General features: G+C 53.8%; 17 protein-coding genes and 4 pseudogenes. 7 read left to right on the forward strand and 14 right to left on the reverse strand.

Features of this window, described 5'->3' with window-relative positions; all coding sequences use genetic code 11:
* Positions 1–14: 14 nt before the first annotated feature.
* Positions 15–758: a c-type cytochrome gene (locus tag JAB4_RS30065; protein WP_070223575.1), complete on the reverse strand. Its 744-nt coding sequence runs from the start codon at positions 756–758 to the stop codon at positions 15–17.
* Positions 759–1,204: 446 nt separating this feature from the next.
* On the opposite strand from JAB4_RS30065, the gene JAB4_RS30070 reads away from it, so the two are divergent.
* Positions 1,205–1,513 carry a hypothetical protein gene (locus JAB4_RS30070; protein ID WP_139142967.1) on the forward strand — a complete coding sequence of 103 codons (309 nt, stop codon included), beginning with the start codon at positions 1,205–1,207 and terminating at the stop codon, positions 1,511–1,513.
* Positions 1,514–1,676: 163 nt separating this feature from the next.
* On the opposite strand, the gene JAB4_RS30075 is transcribed toward JAB4_RS30070, so the two are convergent.
* Positions 1,677–2,827, reverse strand: a protein-coding gene (locus tag JAB4_RS30075) for an IS3 family transposase (protein ID WP_139143955.1) whose coding sequence is annotated in 2 segments (ribosomal slippage) — positions 1,677–2,581 and positions 2,581–2,827 — 1,152 coding nt in all. Because the reading frame shifts where the segments join, the coding sequence is not laid out codon by codon here.
* A gap of 350 nt (positions 2,828–3,177) precedes the next feature.
* Between JAB4_RS30075 and JAB4_RS30080 the strand changes: the two genes are divergently transcribed.
* Complete coding sequence (locus JAB4_RS30080) at positions 3,178–3,450, forward strand: hypothetical protein (RefSeq protein WP_139143001.1); 273 nt, start codon at positions 3,178–3,180, stop codon at positions 3,448–3,450.
* A gap of 494 nt (positions 3,451–3,944) precedes the next feature.
* On the opposite strand, the gene JAB4_RS30085 is transcribed toward JAB4_RS30080, so the two are convergent.
* The 5 genes and pseudogenes from JAB4_RS30085 to JAB4_RS30105 form a co-directional block, all read right to left on the reverse strand.
* The gene (locus JAB4_RS30085; RefSeq protein ID WP_070289356.1) at positions 3,945–4,523 is read right to left on the reverse strand and encodes a hypothetical protein; all 579 of its coding nucleotides are present in this window, start codon (positions 4,521–4,523) and stop codon (positions 3,945–3,947) included.
* Positions 4,511–4,927 carry a hypothetical protein gene (locus JAB4_RS30090; RefSeq protein ID WP_139143917.1) on the reverse strand — a complete coding sequence of 139 codons (417 nt, stop codon included), beginning with the start codon at positions 4,925–4,927 and terminating at the stop codon, positions 4,511–4,513. The genes JAB4_RS30085 and JAB4_RS30090 overlap by 13 nt, the downstream gene beginning before the upstream one ends.
* Before the next feature lie 12 nt (positions 4,928–4,939).
* Positions 4,940–5,290, reverse strand: coding sequence for a hypothetical protein (locus JAB4_RS30095; RefSeq protein ID WP_070224733.1), 351 nt, complete (start codon positions 5,288–5,290; stop codon positions 4,940–4,942).
* 88 nt (positions 5,291–5,378) lie between these two features.
* A pseudogene (locus tag JAB4_RS30100) lies at positions 5,379–5,651 on the reverse strand (hypothetical protein); the annotation flags it as partial.
* A 50-nt stretch (positions 5,652–5,701) separates the two neighbouring features.
* Positions 5,702–6,392, reverse strand: a pseudogene (locus JAB4_RS30105) (IS6 family transposase).
* A gap of 877 nt (positions 6,393–7,269) precedes the next feature.
* Between JAB4_RS30105 and JAB4_RS30110 the strand changes: the two are divergent.
* On the forward strand, positions 7,270–7,521 hold the full coding sequence (locus JAB4_RS30110; RefSeq protein WP_343216102.1) for a helix-turn-helix domain-containing protein: 252 nt from the start codon (positions 7,270–7,272) through the stop codon (positions 7,519–7,521).
* Between the two features lie 601 nt (positions 7,522–8,122).
* On the opposite strand, the gene JAB4_RS30115 is transcribed toward JAB4_RS30110, so the two are convergent.
* From JAB4_RS30115 to JAB4_RS30125, 3 genes are all read right to left on the reverse strand, one after another.
* Positions 8,123–9,187: a ParB/RepB/Spo0J family partition protein gene (locus JAB4_RS30115; RefSeq protein ID WP_131689676.1), complete on the reverse strand. Its 1,065-nt coding sequence runs from the start codon at positions 9,185–9,187 to the stop codon at positions 8,123–8,125.
* Positions 9,184–10,263 (reverse strand): ParA family protein, encoded by a 1,080-nt coding sequence (locus tag JAB4_RS30120; protein ID WP_070224728.1) that lies wholly within the window; start codon positions 10,261–10,263, stop codon positions 9,184–9,186. Before JAB4_RS30120 ends, JAB4_RS30115 begins: the two co-directional genes overlap by 4 nt.
* Positions 10,264–11,047: 784 nt before the next feature.
* Positions 11,048–11,299 carry a hypothetical protein gene (locus tag JAB4_RS30125; RefSeq protein ID WP_139143000.1) on the reverse strand — a complete coding sequence of 84 codons (252 nt, stop codon included), beginning with the start codon at positions 11,297–11,299 and terminating at the stop codon, positions 11,048–11,050.
* 290 nt (positions 11,300–11,589) lie between these two features.
* Between JAB4_RS30125 and JAB4_RS30130 the strand changes: the two genes are divergently transcribed.
* Entirely contained in the window at positions 11,590–12,906 is a 1,317-nt protein-coding gene (locus tag JAB4_RS30130) for a replication initiation protein (RefSeq protein WP_083287468.1), read from the forward strand.
* Between the two features lie 170 nt (positions 12,907–13,076).
* On the opposite strand, the gene JAB4_RS30135 is transcribed toward JAB4_RS30130, so the two are convergent.
* A complete protein-coding gene (locus JAB4_RS30135) occupies positions 13,077–14,072 on the reverse strand; it encodes a site-specific integrase (RefSeq protein ID WP_070224726.1) in 996 nt (331 codons plus the stop codon).
* Between the two features lie 734 nt (positions 14,073–14,806).
* Positions 14,807–15,238 carry a hypothetical protein gene (locus JAB4_RS30140; RefSeq protein WP_070300259.1) on the reverse strand — a complete coding sequence of 144 codons (432 nt, stop codon included), beginning with the start codon at positions 15,236–15,238 and terminating at the stop codon, positions 14,807–14,809.
* A 700-nt stretch (positions 15,239–15,938) separates the two neighbouring features.
* On the opposite strand from JAB4_RS30140, the gene JAB4_RS30145 reads away from it, so the two are divergent.
* The gene (locus JAB4_RS30145; protein WP_131690080.1) at positions 15,939–16,511 is read left to right on the forward strand and encodes a S49 family peptidase; all 573 of its coding nucleotides are present in this window, start codon (positions 15,939–15,941) and stop codon (positions 16,509–16,511) included.
* Between the two features lie 449 nt (positions 16,512–16,960).
* Here JAB4_RS30145 and JAB4_RS30150 read toward each other — a convergent pair.
* A pseudogene (locus JAB4_RS30150) lies at positions 16,961–17,155 on the reverse strand (IS6 family transposase); the annotation flags it as partial.
* Here JAB4_RS30150 and JAB4_RS30155 point away from each other — a divergent pair.
* Positions 17,061–17,348 (forward strand): hypothetical protein, encoded by a 288-nt coding sequence (locus tag JAB4_RS30155; protein ID WP_070224723.1) that lies wholly within the window; start codon positions 17,061–17,063, stop codon positions 17,346–17,348. The pseudogene JAB4_RS30150 and the gene JAB4_RS30155 overlap by 95 nt on opposite strands.
* Before the next feature lie 75 nt (positions 17,349–17,423).
* Here JAB4_RS30155 and JAB4_RS30160 read toward each other — a convergent pair.
* A pseudogene (locus tag JAB4_RS30160) lies at positions 17,424–18,233 on the reverse strand (IS4 family transposase); the annotation flags it as partial.
* 1,121 nt (positions 18,234–19,354) lie between these two features.
* On the opposite strand from JAB4_RS30160, the gene JAB4_RS30165 reads away from it, so the two are divergent.
* On the forward strand, positions 19,355–20,629 hold the full coding sequence (locus JAB4_RS30165) for an integrase domain-containing protein (RefSeq protein WP_083287467.1): 1,275 nt from the start codon (positions 19,355–19,357) through the stop codon (positions 20,627–20,629).
* Positions 20,630–20,793 lie beyond the last annotated feature (164 nt).

The following is a 20,793-nucleotide window of genomic DNA, read 5'->3' on the forward strand; positions in this document are numbered from 1 at the left end:
CGCATCATGGGCCCCTAGCGCTGGCTGCCGCAGGCCACCGGCATGCGCACAAGGTTGGACGGTTCCGGCGATGCATTGGCTGGCGGGGTTTGCTGCGCCAGCCACGAGGCGACGGCCGTGACGTCGGTATCGGACAGGCGCGTAGCGATGCGCTTCATGCAGTCCGGATCGGCCGCGCGCCGCTCGCCCACACGCCAGCGTGTCAGCTGGCCGACGATATAGGTCGAGCGCAGGCCGGCCAAGCCCGGGATGCCCGGCTCCATCCCGGACAGGCTCTTGCCGTGACAGGCCATACAGGCGGGAATGCCCTTGGCGGTATCACCCACGGTGGCCAGCACGCGACCCCGTTCGGCCATCGCCGCATTGGCCGATGGCTGTTCGGGCGTCTGAAAGGCGGGGCGCAGCGAGGCGAAGTGCTGCGCGATTTCCTTCAGGTAGGCGTCGGGCAGGTAAGCCACCAGGTAGTTCATCGGCGGATAGCTGCGCGTGCCGTCGCGAAAGCCGACCAGCTGGTTGTACAGGTAGCCGGCCGGCTTGCCGGCAATACGGGGAAAGTAGCCGTTCGAGGTGCCCTGCCCTTGCTGGCCGTGGCAGGTGACACAGCCCTGCACGCGTGCTTCGATCGAATCGAGCTTGCTGAAGGCGGGGATGGTGTCGTGCGGCTGTACCGACTGGCCGCTGGCGGTGACCGCGCAAAACAACAGCAAGGCGCTGGCCAGCGGTTTCGCGACGGTTGCGACGGTGACGACATGCGGCATTGGATCACTCTCCCAAGGAAAAGTCAGCTTGTACAGCGCTGCTGCACGATACAAAGTATTCAATGTGACGAAATTTACAATTAAATCAAGTCTAGCACCGTTTGATGCAAGCACAGTTGAGCACTGGAAAAATTTCCAATTTCTTTATCCAGATCAAATTGACTTGCTTGACGATTGCGGCTGTGATCCTTGCCTTTGTAGAAACATGAGGCTTCGCACGCGTGGCCGATTGCAATCGCCTAGGGCATCAGGATGGACGCCAGTCGCGATTAGACCCACCGGTGCTCAACGCCCGCCCAACTTGGGAACGCGCTGCTTGTCTACCAGAATCCAATTTCGAGACCTCCCCCACCCAGCATTAGATTGCAATTATTAAAACCTTGCGAAAGGGATATAATTCCTTTTTTGTGGCCATTTGATAGCTCTAGCAGCGATGGAGAGTAGAGATGTCAGCGACTTTTGCGCCAGCATATGTTTTTTGCTACACAGAACGAACTAGAATGGCTTTCCGCGATGCAAAGTCGCTGAGTGGCAAGAAATTTAGGATTGATGTACAGAACTCGGCGCCACCGTTCGATGCGTTGGTTACCTCTGCATGGTTGTTAAAAGATGGCGAAAAATTACACTTTGAAAACGGCAGCGCCACTGCGATAGTCAGTATTTGCTATACCACTTTGATGCGTCACATCGATTTTTGCTTTGCAACAGATATGTCAGAGACCAGTCGCCATACGACTGAAACGACAGTTGTCTGACGTCTCATCAAACATATGGAAAAAGGTACTTCGACGTGTGATAATGTTTCATCAATGACGAAAAATTGAGAGCTACATGGACGTTTAAACAACGGGACTGTTGCTCATTTTTGTTCGCGCTGCTCGCTCACGGCCATCGTATGGATGAATCGCCACGAGTTTTCTAGACACTCGCAAGCCGCTGGAAATACTGCTTTTCATATTCGACCGGCGACAAGTCATTGCTGAAGCTGTGCCGACGCTTTGGATTGTAAAACATCTCGATGTAATCGAAGACATCCTGCTTTGCTTCATCCCTGGTGCCGTATGTCTTTCGTCTAATTCGTTCCCGTTTCAAGAGCTGAAAGAAGCTTTCGGCGACGGCGTTGTCATGACAATTCCCGCGTCGGCTCATGCTCTGATGCAGGTTGTGCTCGTCCAAGAAGTCGCGCCAGTCGTAGCTGCTGAACTGGCTGCCCTGATCGGAATGCACCATCACCGTATTCTTGGGCTGCCGGCGCCAGACAGCCATCAGGAGCGCGTTCATCGCCACCTCTCGATCGATGCGCGAACTCATCGACCAACCAACTACCTGCCGCGAAAACAGGTCCAGCACCACGGCCAGATAGAGCCAACCTTCGTAGGTACGGATATACGTGATATCCGTTACCCAGACTCGATTCGGTTCTTCGACGTTGAACTGGCGCTGTAGATGATTAGGGGCCACCAGCGAAGGCGCGCCGCCGCGTTTGTATTTGCGCTTGGCATAACCGGTTTGCGAACGAATACCGGCCGACCTCATGAGGCGGTGAACGCGATTGATGCCGCATTGCTCACCGAGCTCGCGCAAGTCATCGCTCACTTTGCGGTAGCCGTACACGCTGCCGCTTTCCAACCATGACTCCTTGATTGGCACGAGCAGACGCTTGTCTTCTTTAGCGCGGCGGCTTTCAGGATTGAGGCGCCAGGCATAGAAGCCGCTGGGATGCACTTCGAGCACCTTGCACAGCCGGCGCACCGGGAACTGGCCCTGTAACTCTGCAATTAAGGTGTACCTTACCCGGACGTCTTGGCAAAGTACACCGCGGCTTTTTTCAATATGTCACGCTCCTCCGTGACGCGTTTGAGTTCAGCCTTCAAGCGCCGCATCTCGTCAGACTGGGCATCGACAGCCTTGCGCTCTGCCTCAGGCACGCCATAGCGCTTCGTCCAGGCATACAGGCTGTGGATGCTTACCCCGAGCCGCTCTGCTACTTCGCTCGCTGGGTGCCCACGGTGGGATACCTGCTTGACTGCTGCTATCTTGAATTCTTCTGTGTACCGCTTGCCACTCATAAGTTCTCCTTGGGTCCGATATTATGGCTCAGGAGTGTCTACAATTGTCGTGGCGATTCAATTTTTGAAATTATCTAATACAACGTCCTAGATCGTGCCTCACCCAGGCGGCACAGAACGGGTGAGTTGGCTCAGCGCGGCCCTTCACGAGCGCTGTATTGGCTTGGTCCCCTACTGGCCGAGCTCCGCCGATGACTAGAGGATAACATCTTGCTTATGTGAAAAATACGCGAAATCTCACAAGCTGAGCGGTGGCGCTGCATGAGAATGAGTGGGACGTTCAATGAGACTGAGTTGCGACGTTCTTCGTATAACTTTCGCGCGCGAAAGTTCCACAGGATTTGGTGAGCATGCGCGCCGACCTTACGAGTAGCGCAGCGAATCTGGCCGACGCCATCGTGATTGCGGCTGTTGTTATCGCAACGACGTTTCATTACGAGTTCTCAGCACACAGTGGAATTCGTAGTGATCGCTGGACCGGCAAGACCAAATACGAGTGCGGGGATCGGGGCAAATTTGGTTGGAAATCGATGGCCGAATGTGACGCAATCAACAAATATGGAAATGTGAACACACGAGAAACGATCCTTTCGCCCTACCGTACCTACCGCTATACGCTATGACGCAATGTCGACAGCCTGAGCGATGAGGGCTAGGCGCGCGCGCAGGCCAGCTTCAGCAGCTGGCGCAGCAGCGCTGGCAGTTGCACCAGAGCGATCGCCCGCCGCTCGATCAGGCGATCACCAGGCAGCGCCGGCAAGGCGCTGGCCACGACCGCTCAGCGGCCAGGATCTTGGTCGGCCAGCCGGTCGACGTCCAGCACAGCGCACGCCATCAGCATGGCCACGGCCGGCGCCGTGTTCTCGCCGTCAAACCCGGACATGGGTCAAGGCCTGCAGCTACTGCAGCGGCTGTCGATTCCAGTCGCTATGGTGGACCCCGACCCGGTGCTCGCACCGTCCGCCCGTTGCGACGGGCGCCCTCCTCTGCCGCTGGCCACCCGTGCTATGTCAACACCAGGTAACTGCACGGCATGCCGGCGTCTCCCGCCTGGTGCTGCGGCCTGCCGCAGGTGCCAGGCACCCCCACTTCCCTTTCGCTGATCGAACCCACGGTGTCAATCCATTTTTTGCTTGAACAATATACCGACGGCGACCGGCTGGCCGCCGTCCACGCCGGCCAGCGCCTGCAACCGTACCGCGTCGGCCATCGGGCATTTGACCGGCATGGCCTGCACGCCGTGAGTCAGCAGCCAGATGGTGCGGGTGACCCCGTCGGTGAACGAGAGGACCGGGTGCTCGGTCACGTCGACGCGCTCTAGCACTTGCCACAGCAACCGGCGACGCCACACCGGCGTTTCCAAGCGTCGAAGCTCACAGCTGACGGTGGCCAGCGGCACCGGGTTGACACGGCCCTCCGTAAAATGCTTGTCCGGCCAATGGAACTTGCGGTCCAGCGGCCAGGTCTCGGGGCTTTGGTGCGCCACCTCTGGATGGCTGCTTCCCGGCTGGCGCCATAGCTGCAGGAACCGCTCGGCGTCGACCTCTACGACCGCCCATGCTTCGCCGTCAGATCCAGGATCCTCCTCGGACATATAGACCATGTCGCTGTCGGTGTGCACGGTGAACAGTGCGCCCTGGAAGTGGTGAATAGCGTGAACACCGGCGAAGGTGCGCAGCGCCGTCATGGCGAACAACTATCGCCGGCACTGGCAGGCCGCTTGTCCCCGCGCGCCAGTTTCGAGGAGGACGGGCTGCAGTTCCGTTCGGCCGGCTTACCGTTGATGAACTGCTTGCCGAGGGCTGGCGCGTGATCGCTGGCGGCTATGGCACGGAACCGACCGGCCTCGCACCAGAATGCCACATTGACGCCTTGCTGAGCGGCGAACAGTTGCTGGGCCTGAGCACAGTTCTGGCGGTTATACGCCGCCCCGTCCAGAGCATCGAAGGTGGCGACGTGCAGGCGCAGGGCCGCATTGGTCACGCTATTCCGGTATAGGGTGTAGATCGCAGCATCCGGCGCTGCCTGAGCCCATGCGAGCTGCATGGCGACCGCGGCCAGGATAAGCATGCCGAGACGGGACATACTGGAAACGTTCATCGTCTTATCTTTTCAGCAAGGATCGACGTGTTTGCGCGCCAGCGGCGCGAGGAACACCAGGCGGCCGTCCGCCTCGTAGGTCGCCCGCTCATGCTGATACTCGCTCCCCGCAGTGTTCCTCTCCTCGCAGCCCCGGTAGATGCTCCAAGAGGTTTCAAAGTCGATGTCTACCTGAGTGGGGCAGTCCTCGTTGATCGCCACGCTATCCACCTTGACCTCGTAGATTTCCGCGCGGTCGTCGGCGTGGTCGTCCAGTAGCGCGTGCGCGACCTCATATAAGAACCTCCCGCCGTTCTCGTGCAGGACCTGCTGAAGCTGGTCCGCGTCCAGGCCTAGACCGACTAAAACCGACATCTCACGCATTGCCTGCTCCTAGCAGAATAAAAAGAGAATTATGCACTCAAACAAACCGTTGGTCTGGCGAGGTGGAAGTGTCCATCGCAGCGGCACAAATTTCCGCACTAGGGTATGAGACCGGATCGAGACCTTGCCGGCGCCGTACGAAGGGATGGATCATGCCGCCTTGGATCGGACCAGGCCGAATGATGGCGACCTCAATGACCAGGTCGTAAAAGGTGTGTGACAGCATACGCGGCAGCATTGACATCTTCGCACGTGACTCGATTTGAAAGACGCCAACCGTGTCGGCTTGGCAGATCATTTCGTACGTGCCGGGATCTTCTGGCGGCACATCACTCAGCTCGAAGCGCTCGCTGCGGTTCTGTCGCGTTGCTGATTAAAGGGCGAAATTTTTCCGGCACGGCACATTGCACATCAAACTGGGCGCACCATTCCTGCCAGCACAGAAAATTGGTCGGCGAACGACATCGCATCGACGCCGTCGATGGCGAACTGGCCCTTGCGGATCATATGTATCAGTTCGATGCCGGCGAGACCAGCTGGCGGAGTGGAACGATTTGAAGTTGAGCATCGGCCTGGCAACCCGTTTGATGGCGCGATGATCCTGCTCGACGATGTTGTTCAGGTATTTGACCTGGCGCACCACGATCGGCACGTCGCGGCCAGCGTTGATCGCATCGATGGCCGCCTTGTTGGCGCCGCTCTTGTCCATCGCGACCTTGTCCGGATCGCCGTTCGCTCCCATTGCCTTGTCGAAGAAGCGCTTTGCTGCGGCCATGTCGCGCTTGGCCGTGAGCAGGAAGTCGACGGTCTTTCCCTACTTATCGACGGAGCGGTACAGGTATTTCCAGACGCCTTTGACCTTGATGTAGGTCTCATCCATGCGCCAGCTGCGGCCGACTGGGCGCTTGTGTTTACGGGCCATGTTCTCGACCAGGGGCAGGAAACGAATCGCCCACCGATTGATTGACGAATGGTCGACCGACACGCCGCGCTCTTGGATCATCTCTTCCAAGTGTCGGTAGCTCAGCGGATAAGCTACATACCAGCGTATGCAAACAAAGATCACGTCGATCGGAAAGCGCATTCCTTTGAAGTTGAGCATGTCGATTCGTCCAAGGTTCGGGCGTCGTAACTTACCTGATAGGCTCGTCGACCTTCGCTAATGCAATAGAACCCAATATCTTGAGCATCGCACCAATCCACCTCGAAGCCCTTTAGCAGGAACTATTGCATAGGCTGCTTTATAAACGTGGACGGGCGTGTTGCTGGCGCCTTGATCGATGCGCTCGCAAGCCAGATACAACGGGCCGCGAATCTGGACATCGTCTGGCAGACTTTTTCGGCGAAGGCCAACATTTTTATCGGCGATATGCGGGCGCCTATGAATGCTGGACAGGCCGTATCGAACCTATTCGCTGTCTCATCATCTATGTGCAGTTTGAAACACTACTGACGGCAACATAAGCAAACAGGCCATTTCCAGTTTCAAAAATATCAGCCCTCCTGCTCGCTGAATATTAGCAGCTAATAAAATTCTGTATGTCATTGATTTCATTGACTTAAATCTATATTTAAAAATATTGCGATATGCTAAGCCATTGATTTTTAACGTATTTTATACTTCAGGTAATTTTCGTTACGATAAAGAACTTGCAACGCTGCATCCCTGATTCTCTTGCGAACGTTACACTCTTGTTCGGTACACTCATCTACAGCAATCGATACACTCATTGCAATATGATTGTCAAATAATGCTACTCCAATCAATCTAGCATTTGCAGAAGATAGCATCCTCCCGCGTTGATTGATTTCCAAGCGATAAGTGGCTTTGCGGTCTATTCAGTAGCGCCCACCTAAGTAATGTTTGTTAAGTTGCATTGAAAATTGACCCATTTTCCTCACGAATTTACAACGGAATCTGACCGAGGTTAGTAGCACAATTCCACCTGTCTTATCGGCAGGAGATCGGAGTGACCGACATGGGTCTACTCGGCATCATTCAACTCTGGCACCTTCGTGACAAGATCTCAATACGAGAAATCGCTAGGCGATTGGATATTTCGCGCAATACCGTCCGACGCTACCTGCGATCGGAAACCACTGAGCCCTCCTACTCGGAGCGGCGGTCAGTTAGCGAATTAGACAAATACTCAGTACAGCTATCTAGGTGGCTCAAGGCCGAGACGACTAAACCGCGTAAGCAGCGGCGCAATTTGAAGCAGATCCATTAGGACCTGAAAGAGCTGGGCTATGCAGGGTTATACGACCGCGTGGCAGCGTTTGCCAGGTAACGGAAGGCAAGTTAAACAGAGTGGGTCAATTCTGCGAGCAAACGAACAGTCTAGGATCTGGTCGATGAGCGGACAGCGCTGTTTATCCCTTCACAAGTTGGATGAACAGTGTGGTAGGGGCTACACGAAGTCACAGACTAGCACTGTAGTCAGAAGTCTCCAAATTGAATTCGATTGAACATGCCATCATCTAACTGCAGCAATGCTAAGCGATAAGGTGGTCGGAAATCCCTTTGTTAACCTCGCCCTTCGTGCTTATTACGAGCAATGTACAGTATGATTTGCCCATCAAATGCTGAACGATAATTGGGGAACGTTAAGTTATACAGCGTGATACTTGAACAAGTGAACAGGGCGAGAAGTGGACAAGGCCGCTGCAAGTATATCTTCCATACTTGCAACGGCTATGCCGTTCGCTAGTAAAACGCAGAAAAGCTGGACGCTTATCGAATATTAGCAGCTAATAAAATTAGCTAAGTATTTGATTTTAAAGGAAAAAACCTATATACGCCAAAATAAATAAAATCTAAGTCTTTGATTATTAAGCTTTTTTTTCTGCGGGCAGTTCCAGCGACTCCGCAAACTGCCGTAGCGCTGCTAACGTGCGCTTGCCGGCCATTTCGACATCGACGCCTTCTTCGATATTGATCACGATTTGTTGTGCGTGAACACGCACTTTAAAGGCTGAGCGACCATTTTTGTCACCGATGGTACGGGGCTCGACTGCTGCCTTCCGCGGACGTTTGGATTCGAGCGCCTTACTGATTAACACTTTCAGTTCGTTCGGTTCCAGATCCGGTTTGTCAATCAACGTGTCCAGCGTGGTCGTGATCTTGGATAAAGCATCAGGGTATTTGTCGAGCATCTCCTGAGCCACTTTGGCGTGACGGTAGCTCAGTAGTGCAGGGTACTTTTCCAGCAGATCAAGGACGACCGGTGGCAGTTTCAACATGCCCAAGCACTGGGAGACACGTCCCTGCGAACACCCAGTCAGACGCGCAACGTCCTTCTGCGTCTCCGCAAATCCTTCCGACATCAGTTCACGATAAGAAAGAGCGCGTTCGAAATCGCTTAATCCTTCATTGGTCTCGTTACTCAACAACGTTGCCTGGTGAGCTTCACGATCATCCAGCGCCATGACGTTGGCATCAAGTTCTGCCCAGCCGATTAGTCGTGCGGCACGCGTACGTCGGTGGCCAGCGATCAGCTGGTACTTGCCACTGGCTAATTTTCGCACGCGGATCGGTTCATCCTGGCCGCGTGCCTTCAGTGTTTCTCCTAATGCTTGAATCGCTGTCTCGTCATAGCGGCGACGTGGCTGCCAAGGCGAATCAACCAGATCCTGCACTGCGATTTTAACGATCATGCTGTGTTCAGCCTCGCCAGCCATATCCGATGTCGTCGTTTGCGCAGGCGGGATAGGTGATCCATTATTTGTCGCCGCAGCAGGCGTATCCGAGTCCTTGAGCATGTCCTCCAGAGACTTTGACGGTCCGTGCGGTACCGCGTTCATGTGCATGGCTGGTGTTGCCACAGCAGGCGCCGAAGCGCCCAGGCGAGCGGCCAGGGTGGCGGCAAACTGCGATTCGGTTTGTTTGTTTTTCACAGTATTCCCATCTTCTCAATCAATGCTTTCGCCACTTCGCGCAACTCACGCGCTGCTGTGCTGCTTGGTCTGGCCAACGCCAGCGGCATGCCTTCATCATCGCTTAGTACCTTTTTAAACTCTTCGCTGGAACTGATTTGCTTGTCGAGCCAGGCATCCGGATATTGCTTCGTCAACGCTATGACCTGTGCAGCGACACGCACGCGCGTCATGTCAAAAAAGTTACCCAATATCGTCAATTCAGGATAGCGGTTATGTTCCTGCTGCATTTCACTCAGGACGCCTGCAAGGTATGACACTGATTTGGTGCTGTACTTTTCCATCGACGCCGGTGCGATCACATAGTCACTTGCCAACAGGGCTCCGCGTGTGGTCTGGTTCTTGGCGGGAGGGGCGTCGAACATGATTACATCATACTGCGACAAATCGATCTGCTTATTCTTGCCGGAGCGGTTTTCTGCCAGGAAGCGCGCGATCGCCAGTTCCGGCTTCTTGCTCATGATGGCATCAACCGTAAACAAGGCCTCGAGCCGGTCCAGCGTCACTTCGGACGGAATCAGGTGCGGACCATTTTCGCCAAAAGGTTTCTTCAGCACGTCCTTGAGCTCTGGTGGCTGACCGTTGGTCTGCCACTGCGGTAGCAAATGGCCCAGGTGATAATCAACGCAGGTCGACAGAGGCAACCCCGACTCTATCGCTTCTTCATGGGTCAGCTCGGGATCATATCCATAGGAAATAGTCAGATTGGCCTGGAAGTCGAGGTCAGCAACCAAAACCTTGAGTCCCATCAACGCAAATATGGCGGCCAGATTAGACGTTTGCGTTGTCTTTCCAACACCACCCTTTGGCGCATAGACGGTCACGATGCGTTTAGCCTTCGCTGTCACGCCATATTTCTTTGCGCGATAGGCGGCCAGATCGTAAATGTTTTCGATACTGAACAGCCGCGTCTTGGGTCCTTCTCCCGGCTGGCGTTCAATCTGCAGACCAGCATCATCGGAGTCGCGACGCACGGCATCGACGCTGATACCCAACAGGGTCGCAACGGCTTGTACTTTGAAAGGCTTACGGGTCAAGAGATTCCCCTTATAAATTCACTGACGCTATTTTTGCAAATTATCATTACCGTTGCAAGGATTTTTCGACTTTAATGGAAAAAACCTAGCAGCGAAGCGTTATCCATCAAAACAGGGGAAGGTGGCTTGGCACGGAGTGAGCCTGGAAGTTCATTAAATTCCAAAAAGCTTTAAAAACCTTTAATTAACCTTTAACCGGCACAGCGTGAGCGTGGCGCTTCTTTTCAGGCGGTTTAGGGTTGTGGATATGTTTACAGGTGAGTTATTTTGATAGGGCAGGGATGTGGGTATGTTTACAGGTGAGCTTTTTTGATAGCCAACGGATGTGGATATGTTTGGAGGTGCGTTTTTTTGATAGTAGCTGTGGATATCTCTGTTTTTATGCCCATTTTTTCAGCAATGGCGTGTGCGTACCCCAGATACGGCCAAGAAAGTGATCGGTAATGCAATAGAATCGCCGGTTCGCGTTAGATGATCTCCTGAGCGAGTTCACAAGAGCAGAAGGCCATGCAGCATGCCACCATGCTGCAGAGATAAAAGGTGAGGGTTTTTGATAGGGTAATTCAGTCAACGTCAAAAAAGGTGAGGTATTTTGATAGTCAAAGCGGCCTTTTTTACCGAAAGGTGAGCTTTCTTGATAGTTTGAGGCGTAGGATTATGAAAAGGTGAGCTTTTTCTTTTATTTTTTCACTTGCAGAATGATGCGGCCACAGAAAATAAATGATTATGGGATGAAAGGTGCGAATTTTTGATAGCAAAAATGCTCCATTGTCGATGGAGCAAGTCAAAAGGTGCGCTTTTTTGATAGGTAATTGGCGATAAAGGCGAAAGGTGAGCGTTTCTGATAGGCTGGACGGGCGACAAATGCAACAATGTGAGCTTTTTTAATAGGCATCTTGGCTGACAGACGCGTAAAGGTGAGCTTTTCTGATAGCCAAGATGGATTTCGTAGGTGCCCGGGCAACATTTTCGTCAGGTTTTCCCTAGAGACGCCTGGCAAGCCGGTTGGCGTACCGCGCGTTGTGCTGATTTTCACGCGTAATCAACCGAAAAGCTCACCTCTCGCCAGTGCGGCTGGAGGCCAGTCGGAGAATCGGCGCGGTGCCGGCAGCATGCTGTGCCTGGGACAGAGCGACAGGCGCCAGGCAGCAGCTGCAGGGGCTCAGTGGTAACCGCGCGAATCCGATTGCAGCGGCATCATTTTCGCTTCGCGCAGGCATTGGCCAGGTCGGCGCACAGAGGTCTTCGCTGATGCTTGAGGGAAAGCGATTGACGCCGCCGTTGATAAGGTGAACAATAACCGCCAAATTCTCACCTCCAGAAGATATGACCCCAGAAGAAACCCCCGGTTCGCAAATGGCGCTCGCGCTGCTATTCGATCAACAACCAGAGATTCTGAAAAAGCCCGTGCAAGCCATTCACATGGCCATTACGGGGGGGATCCAGAGCAAGACGCAGCGCCTGGCTTTCAATGCCATGCTCAAGCATGCGCTAGAGGAGCATGCCAGGAATCCTGGACTGGAAACCGAAACTTACTCGATCTCGCGCGAGGAGCTGATGCGCATTATTGGCTACAGTTCGCCCAACCGGAAGCATTTGAAAGAAGCCCTCACCCAGATGCAGAAGCTGACGGTGCAGTGGGATTTCTTGCGCAAGGACGGCGATCCGATGTGGGCCTCGTGCGTCCTGCTGCCATTTGTCGCATTCGATCGTGACAAGGTGTTTTACTCCTATGCGGCGCAGATCAAGCCGATGTTATTCGACTCCAAAATTTATGCTCGCCTCGACCTGCGCATCCAGCGCACATTCCGTCTGGATCCAGCTGCCGCGCTGTACGAATGGGTCAACCGCTTCCGCACCAATCCGTCCAAGCGTACCAATGAAATGACCTGGACGGACTGGCGCTGGTGCATTTACGGCGAGGTGAGCGAAACCTCCATCCTTAACGAATACAAGATTTTCAAGCGGGACAAGCTCAAGCCGGCCATCAAGGAGATCAATGAAAAGTCCGATCTAACCATCGAGCTGATTGAAAACCGCGATGGCAGTCGCAGCGTGAAGTATCTCCAGTTTATCGTGGAAGAAAAGCAGATATTTCGCGCCATTCCCGATGTGGACGACAAAGGGGAGTGGGAAAAGCGTCTCGAGGACCTGGGCTTGTCGGCACGCGACCGCAAGAAAATCCTGGCCACCTATCCGACTGCGGTCATCGATGCGCACTGGAAATTCACGATGGCACGCGTGAGCGATAAAAGCCAGCCTGCCATCAAGAGTCCGAGCGCGTACCTGAAACGCGCACTGGAGGGCAATTTTGCGCCGGATGTGGTTGAAAAAGCGCCTGCAGGGGGAACGCAAGATATGGAGGCCATGCGTGACATCCAGACGAAATTTACACAAACGCGCAATGCTGAAGCCGAAGCGATGCTCAGCGAGATGCTCGAGGTGGATCGGGAAGCGGTGATCGCGGAGTATAACGCTGCCCAGGACAGCAAAGTGACGCAGGTCCCGCAGGACAATGAGAAGCGCACCTCGCGCTATATGGTGCCGCTGTTTGCCTGGCTGGCAAAAAAACATTGGGGGGAGCCAACGCCTCAAGACCTGTTCCAGTTCGCGCTGCAAACCGGTGCGATTTCGCTCAAATAGAACTGGCATGGCAGTCCGACCGTCAACCGCAGCACTCCCTTGGCGCCAGCCCGGCTGTCTTTCCCAGTTTTGCCTTGCTGACTAGGGCACGTTATACGACAAAACGGAAATGAATAGGGTAAGCCATGGTGCTGCTTGCCAGCCTGGTCTGGCTCAGAGAAACCTGGTCGTCACTTTACCTGCTTGGTAATATCCAGATAAGGCTGGGTAGAGCGCTCGAGTGCCAGCCCAAGTGATTCGGTCAATTCCGGCACGGTCATGCCATTGCGCAGCTCGTGCACTGCAAAGGTGTTGCGCAAGGTCCGGCCGCCGGTTCGCGGAACATCGTCGATGCCGGCCCGTTGAAAAGTGGCCTTCACTTGTCGGTATACCGTGGACTTGTTGAGCATGGCGCCTTGCAAATCGGCAGGAAAGGCATATGGACCTGGGATTCGCAAGCACGCACGCTCGGCTAGCCAAGTGAGCAGCTCGGCCGCAGCAGTAGCTGGCAATATGGTGGTGTGGGCGTAACTGGTGTCATGCTTCTCTGCCGGCGTCAGGTCCAGTTCGAGGCCGTCGTCAAAGCGAGTCTGTTCGCTGACTTCTGTCAGCAGCAGGCCGACCGCCTCCGCCACGCGCAGTCCGCCGAGCAGCATGGTGATCTGCATCGCGCGGTCGCGGCGTCGCTTCCAGTTGGCCGATCCCGGTCGGCGGGAAACCGGGGCCGAGGGCAGCGCATCGAGGAAGGCGGCTATTTGATGCTCCTGCAGCGCGACGGTGGTAGCATCTTTTGCTAATTTTCCCTCCTGAAATGTCTGGAAAATGGCATGTTGCGCAGGGTTAGGCACCACTTGCAAATAGTCGAAGCATCGTTCCAGCAGGCGCAGATAGCGATAAGAAATTTTGCTGTTGAGCCTTTGGGAGGACGTCTTATCAGCATCGTCATCCGCACCTAGAAATTGCAATAAATCGTCTTGGCCAAGCACCGAGAATATCTTGTGATGCTTGCTCATCCAACGATCGAAGGTACGAAACATCGAAATATAGACCAGCGCAGATTTGTCGGAAATGGGCGGTCGCTCCTTGAGCACGGCTTGTTTGGTGATCTCCACAAAATCTGCCGTTTTGACAAATGCCTTGAAACAGGTGAGCGGACTGGCGTCCCAGAGCTTGCGTGATGTCATCATCAATCAGGCGAGTAAACAGGCTGTCAGTTTATCCTAAAATGCAATTAACCAACATAGGTAGATTGCTTTAACCGTGACTGGTCGCTTTACGGCAATCATCGAGGTTTTGCTCTGTAGACGCTTTTTGTTTGACTGATGTTGTGGCGATTTTTTTAGTTTATCGCGCTTAGTGAGGACGTCAGAGTCACCGTAGTCAGTGGCTTGGCAATGTACTGTTGTTTTATATTTACATGTTGGTTAATTGCATTTTGGTTGCACAGATAATAGAAATTTATTGTTTCAGTCGCTTCATGGGATGCGATCTACCGATATGCCGCCTTGACCAGCAGGTGCAACGCGGTGGCCAATGACGTGGGCGTAATGACATGACTGACACCTTGGACAGACATGTGCCACAGCTGCAAGAAGGTAGTCTGCGAGATGATTCGGTTGCCGCTAGCCCACCTCAGCATGGCCGAAACGATGAATTTGTGCCAGTAAAGTCCAGCTACGCCATAACGGAACTAATGAATCAGGCTTCCTGTTGCGACGCCACAGGAAGCGCGCCACTTTCACCATTCAGACATACACGACATCGCGCCTATTTTCTGTCAGCCAAAGAGCTGGCATGGGTCAACAATTAGGTTGCGAGATAGGGAGAATAGTCAGTGTGCCAGCTGGCAAGTGTGTAGGCAGTGGGAAGGTAGCACAGGTGCCTTGTGGAGGGCGGCAGGGCATGGAGGCATGGACAACAATTATGTGGCTCCGCTGCTCGGGTCTGGGTCGCCATGAAGCGCCAATAATGCCTGGATTTCCGGACAATCGGCTTGGCCTGCTGGAGTCAATGCCGGCAGCACCACACCCGATTCCAGTTTCTGGTTCAGCCGGAAGAGGTGTGCTTCACGCAACCTCGGTACCGCAACCTTGGCGGTTGTAATCACGACGCTATGCGGCGTCACCAGGGCAGCGAGCGTCAACATGCCATTGGGGGCATAACACTGCGTGCTGAACACGGGGTTGACGGTTTCTAGCAGGCTGCCTGCGTACGGTGGCCGTAGCTTGTGCTCAGCAGCGTTGATCGCTGCATTATGCATGGGATGAATGGGTAATTTTTTCAAATACTCCACGACATTTTCGAGCGCCCTCTCAAGCTCCGCAATCCGAGTGGCGTTCGTCACGTTCAGCATTGACTTCTCCGTCGGCACCATGCCGCAATGCTGATATTTTACTATCCGCCTATACCGTATGTACATGCACAATGGTGCGGGGCTCCCAATGCCGTTCACAAACGGGTGAGCATGTGCATTGTGGCCGAACCGACCAATTACCAGGGAATACTCGCCGATTTTTCCGTAAAGTAAATAACACCGCGAAAACCGTATGCTTTTCGTGCGCCATGCCACTGTGGCCAAGACATGATAAGGCAATCCAGATTGCATGGAGCTGCGTATGAACCCTATGTATATTGCCGAATCAATTGCCATGCTCAAGTACGTGATGGCGGGACAAGCTTACTAGGAAGTCGGGCAGCTGTACGGGCTAGGTGACACCGCAGTGCAGCAACGGTTGCATCGGGTTGGGGCGGGAACTGGCGCTAGCTATCTCTACCTATCGCTCGCGGGAAATATGTCATGGTAAACGACGACAGCAAAAACGAGCCGATTCTGGAATCAGCCAATCTCGTCCTCCTCTTGGTGGCTGAGATGCGAGAACAGCGCATTGGCTTCAAATATTAGCGCTTGGTTTTGGAGCGCGATCGAAAATTCGCGCGCAGGCTCAACATGGCATTCCGGTCAGTGCTGGTGTTAATGCCGCTGCTGTTTGGACTTTATTTTCTGCTGCAGGTATCAGGCTCCAGACTGGGTGCGTTTAGTTCATTGATCGGCATTGTCCACATTGATAGCGAAATATTATCAACGTCGAAGGTATCGGCCGACAAGCTTTTTCCCCTTGATCGAGCGCGCTTTTGAATCAGATCGTATCATCCAGGTAGTATTGGCGATCGACAGTCCTGGCGGTGCGCCGATGGAGGCTGAACGAATCGGTAACGCCGTCGCGACCTTCAAGAAAAAAAATCCTAAGCCGGTAGTTGCGGTGATCAGTAACGTCGGCGCATCGGCAACCTATATGATCGCCCTGCGAGCTGACAAAATCATCGCTGGCAAGTACAGCTTGGTCGGTTCGATTGGAGCGATCATCGCACCATGGCAGTTGTCGCGCCCGCTGGACAGGATTGAAATCTCGCAGGAGATATTCGCGTCCGGTCACCTCAAGGCGTTCCTGAATCCGTTCACGCCACTGAGCAAGGATGCGCAAATCAAGGCTCAGTATCTGGTCGACCATGTTGGCCATACCTTTTTGCTCAAACTTGAACACGGCCGCGCGCGGGTTCTCCAGCTCGGCGTGAATTACGGCAGTGGTGAGATCTGGAGCGGTGTGGAGGCGAGAGAATTGGGCTAATTGACGAGATCGGCACGGTCGACGACTTCGTGGCCGCACAACATAACCTGGAAGCGTTCGACTTCGGTGAGTACCCAAAGGGATTTGCACAGATGAGTAGCGTCTTTTCTTCCTCGATAGCGGCGGTATTTGACGAATACATTGCGCGACAGCGTTACCAACTTAGATAGAGAAATAATATCGTTACCACGGCAGAAATGCCCGCAACTATAGCAAGCGCAATGCGTTCGAAATGGCAACCCTCATCACCGACGTAAGGCATTGATTGGTAAATTGCCGATCATGAATTTCCATAGGTATGTTCGTCGACAAAAGGCTCACACGCCTGCATATCTCCCGACATTTCCGTCACGGCTTAAACCAGGAGGCAGGCCAGACGACGAATTGGAAGTGATTGTGTCGCGTTGTTGATTAAACGGCGGAATTTCCCTTGAAGGGCATTGTCCAGGTCATTGCGGACGGACCTTGCCCGCCAGCGCGTAAAATTGGTCGGCGAACGACATCGCATCGGCTCCGCTGATTGCGAACTGCCCCTTGCGGATCATGTGCATGAGCTCGACGCCTGCGAGCACGCAGTGGGCGGCGCGGAACTATTTGAAGTTGAGCATCGGTCTGGTCGCCCGTTTGATGGCGCGATTGCCCTTTGTTGACAACTACCCGCATCTGCAGGTACATTTACAGCAACACAAAAGGACATTAAGGAGCATGAACATGATCGCACTTATCCAGCACATCAAAAAAATTGCAGTCGCAGACACACGCTTGTTCTTTGAGCCGTTTGTTTCTGTTTTCAAATTCATCAAAAAAGACTTCACCCGCTCTTCAGTGAAACACTGATGTACTGACAAGATATCGAGACCTCGTCTCTATGCTTACAGACGGCCCATTCTAGGCACCATGTTATACACAAGTCTATCCTTGCCCAAACCTGCGCACGGTGCGCATATTTTTGACGGCCACCTGTAGACCCTTCAATCCAAGCCAGATGATTTCCGCGTAGGGGTCCCAGTGGCGTTTGCGCGCCAGGAAGCCTCCGAAGCACACGATTTGGCTCAGCACCTGATCGACTGTTGCCTTTGGCGGTGCCGGTTTTTCACGCAGCAGATAGGCCGCTTCAATTTCGTCCTGATCGAAGTACAACGTGGCGTCGAAGTCTGGGCAGGTCCGGCCCGTGCGCTCCAGGTATGCGATGCACCACGCCACCATCATGAACAGCGCCAGGGCGCGCTCGATGCGTGCGATGCAGCCAAGCTGAAGCTCCTCGACCTTGCAGACGTTTTTCAGCACGTTGAACAGAATCTCGATCTCCCAGCGCGCCCAATACCAGTCAATCATTTCCTGCGCTTGCGCCAGCGTGTCAGCGTCGCAGTTATTGAGCGAGCGCCATTCGATCGGCTTGGCACGGTCCGGCGCATAGATTTCCCGGGCGATGAGGCAGGTGGCGCTGACGGTTTTGCCCTGGCCCGCTGGCAGTTCCACCTTGCGCGCCCATAATTGCTGACGCACCTTGCGCGCCTTGACGCAGTGCCGCGCCGGCATGTCAAAGACGATCTCGCCGAGAGGCGCTGCGGCGCTGGTGTGCTGCCAGAGCTTTTCCAACTTTGGCAGGCAGCGGTTGTGCTACGCAAGCACCAGCCAGTCAACCGGCGTGCCCAGGTCTTGCTCCTGCAGCATCAACGGCACCAAATCGGCTTCGCGGTCGGCCACATACACCAGTCGCGTGTCCGGCGAATGCGCCGCCATGACGGTGGGGCAATTCTAGGTCGGCGCCAACGATATGCACGCTACCTGAAATAGGGGCGCTCAAGAGTTATGTATAAAGAGGTGAGCTAACAGTCAAGTCACGCTTAATCTCCTATATTCTTGATTACATCCATCCTTAAAAAATGCCGCACTTTGCTGCACTACGTTGCACTTTGCTGCACTAAGTCGCACTTCGCTGCACTTTGCTGCGCTGGCGGTAAGATACTTTGCACTCATGAACTGAGATTCCAAATATGATGCGTTTTTTATCTGTTTTCGTTTGCTCTGCAGCAGTCCAAACTGCTAATATCTATCCGTCGCCATGCGGCATTGTTTCACTAGACATCTTTTCAGTTCCTTCGGAATCGAAAAGCACCAATTTCTACCGCCGCTTGAGCGGCAATCTTCCAGGCCGAGCCTAATACCTTGGTACATCAACCTTAAATAGTTCGTAATGCAGTTAGCCCAAGGCCATCTTTGGCCGTTTTTTTCCTTCGAGCGCAAACTTGTGACGAACACTGAGTGACAGCGAAACCCAAGCTACATCAGGGTTAGACGTCGCTTAGGAACACTGATTTCCCACTGAACCTGATTTTTCGCGCTGCTATGCGAGAAAAACAGGGCCGGCTGCCGGAACGCCACAAGCAGCTCAGTTGCAGCTACGCCGTCGACCCCGGTCCGGGCCATCGAAATTTTTAGAGACACAGAAGGGCGGATATCTGGAAGCTCCCAGACGCATGAATCGCTGGCCCTGCGCCGGCGCCAGTGCTGCCTCCGCGACGTCCACGTGACGTGAGAAAGACCATTTGGTGACAGCGCCACCAAAGACTTGCCCATGAGGGCAGGACGCGCTGCGTGAGAAACCACGTGAGGGTTCCAGGCCTAGCAGCATCATGTTCGGCGATCGCCTTCCGAAAGGAGTCGACATATTGCCTCAAGCCAAAAGGGGTGGCAGTGTGAAATTAGTGTGCTTACGTTTGGGTCCCTTTCCCCGGCAGTTTGATGATTTTTTTACCAACGGCATCCGTCATGCCGCATCCGTGTGCGTTCACTCGAATGCATACGGATGCGGCCTGGCGAACCTATAGAAAAGGACTGACATGAAATCTTTGATCTCGCAACTCAACGCAATTTTGCAATTGAAAGCGGGCACCCGCGTCAACGGGAAAGTAGCCAGCGAACGAACGAAGACTGCCATAGGCGACTCTTTGCGCGCGAGCTTCCGTCACCTCGTGAATTTGAATTTCCGCCTCCAAAATCCGGAGAATTTGGGTGACAAACACGTCAAGGCGCTTTGCGAGTTTTGGTATCAATCGGGACTTACCCCAAAGACAATTCAATCCAACCTTTCGTACCTGCGAATTTTCGCCCGGTGGATCGGTAAAGGTGAGATGGTCAAAAACGTCCATCATTACCTTCCTGATGTTCCTAGAGCGAAGTTGCGCGTCAAAACCGCTGCCATTACAAGCAAGAGTTGGGCAGAAAATGGTATCGACGTTAGAGAAAAAATTAGAGAGGCCGACGCGCTTGATCGCCGGTTCGGAGCAATGCTTCGCGTTGCGGTCGCTTTTGGCCTTCGTCGCCATGAGGTCATCGAGTGCCACCCTTGGAAAGTTGATCGTGGCGATCGTTTCGCCGCATACAAAACGAAAGGCGGGCGGCCTCGAGATATCTACATAGATACAACGGAGCAGAGGATAGTGCTGGATCAGGTTAAATCGATGGTGAAGAAATCAGAGCATCTCGGATGGACCACAAAGCACGATGGGAGCGTAGCAGATATCAAATTCAGCCTCGGAAAATGGCATCGGATGCTGGCAAAGATTGGGATAACGAAGGCAATGACGAAAGTAACAGGTCACGGCCTGCGCGCTCAGTTTGCAGAGAATGCCGCCTTAATTGCATCGGTTATTCCGCCCACTTTAGGCGGCGGGCCCGGCCAAATGTCGAAAGAGGATCTCGATTTAAGACGTGAACAAGCAAGCGAACAGCTTGGGCACTCCCGGAAGAGCATTACATCTGCCTATTACGGATCATTCGGTCGTGATGTGGGACCTGATCCAGTAGATAGGACTAAAAACGCTATCGCCGCGGCCGTACAAGCTATTCCTAAAGAAGAGCTTTCGCCAGACATTCCAAGCTCGCGATTGAAGGACTGCTCGGTACTGACGGCAGAACTGATGGCTGTAAAGGCATACGTCGATCCGCGAGTGGCGCATTTTTTGTGGGAATTTCACAGCAGTCGACATGGCACAGATTGGTTGTCACTTGGTCCGCAAAACATAGCGGCCCTGGAAGCAGCGTCGAATCACTTTTCGTCTCGCACTTCGCATGGTTCACTCCCCGGCATGGATCAAAAAAATGCTGGTCGGTAGAGCCAATCGCGCCAATCTTTACCCCGATTTGGTTTAGCGCGCATGGCTGAGGCCCATTATTAAACTGAACACCATGTTAAAGAGGAACTTGCCAACAGATTAATTTAATGTCAATCTTCGTTTTGCCGTGCGGTAAGCCATAATCGCCAAATTCTGCCGCTCGT

Origin of the sequence: Janthinobacterium sp. HH102, from assembly GCF_001758625.2 — a bacterium.
Lineage (GTDB): Bacteria > Pseudomonadota > Gammaproteobacteria > Burkholderiales > Burkholderiaceae_D > Janthinobacterium.

Coding starts and splice junctions, on each gene's coding strand:
- JAB4_RS30165 (WP_083287467.1), top strand. CDS start 19,355: ATGAAATCTTTGATCTCGCAACTCAACGCAATTTTGCAATTGAAAGCG.
- JAB4_RS30090 (WP_139143917.1), bottom strand. CDS start 4,927: ATGAACGTTTCCAGTATGTCCCGTCTCGGCATGCTTATCCTGGCCGCG.
- JAB4_RS30080 (WP_139143001.1), top strand. CDS start 3,178: ATGCGCGCCGACCTTACGAGTAGCGCAGCGAATCTGGCCGACGCCATC.
- JAB4_RS30130 (WP_083287468.1), top strand. CDS start 11,590: ATGACCCCAGAAGAAACCCCCGGTTCGCAAATGGCGCTCGCGCTGCTA.
- JAB4_RS30065 (WP_070223575.1), bottom strand. CDS start 758: ATGCCGCATGTCGTCACCGTCGCAACCGTCGCGAAACCGCTGGCCAGC.
- JAB4_RS30110 (WP_343216102.1), top strand. CDS start 7,270: ATGGGTCTACTCGGCATCATTCAACTCTGGCACCTTCGTGACAAGATC.
- JAB4_RS30070 (WP_139142967.1), top strand. CDS start 1,205: ATGTCAGCGACTTTTGCGCCAGCATATGTTTTTTGCTACACAGAACGA.
- JAB4_RS30135 (WP_070224726.1), bottom strand. CDS start 14,072: ATGATGACATCACGCAAGCTCTGGGACGCCAGTCCGCTCACCTGTTTC.
- JAB4_RS30140 (WP_070300259.1), bottom strand. CDS start 15,238: ATGCTGAACGTGACGAACGCCACTCGGATTGCGGAGCTTGAGAGGGCG.
- JAB4_RS30095 (WP_070224733.1), bottom strand. CDS start 5,290: ATGCGTGAGATGTCGGTTTTAGTCGGTCTAGGCCTGGACGCGGACCAG.
- JAB4_RS30155 (WP_070224723.1), top strand. CDS start 17,061: ATGAGCTCGACGCCTGCGAGCACGCAGTGGGCGGCGCGGAACTATTTG.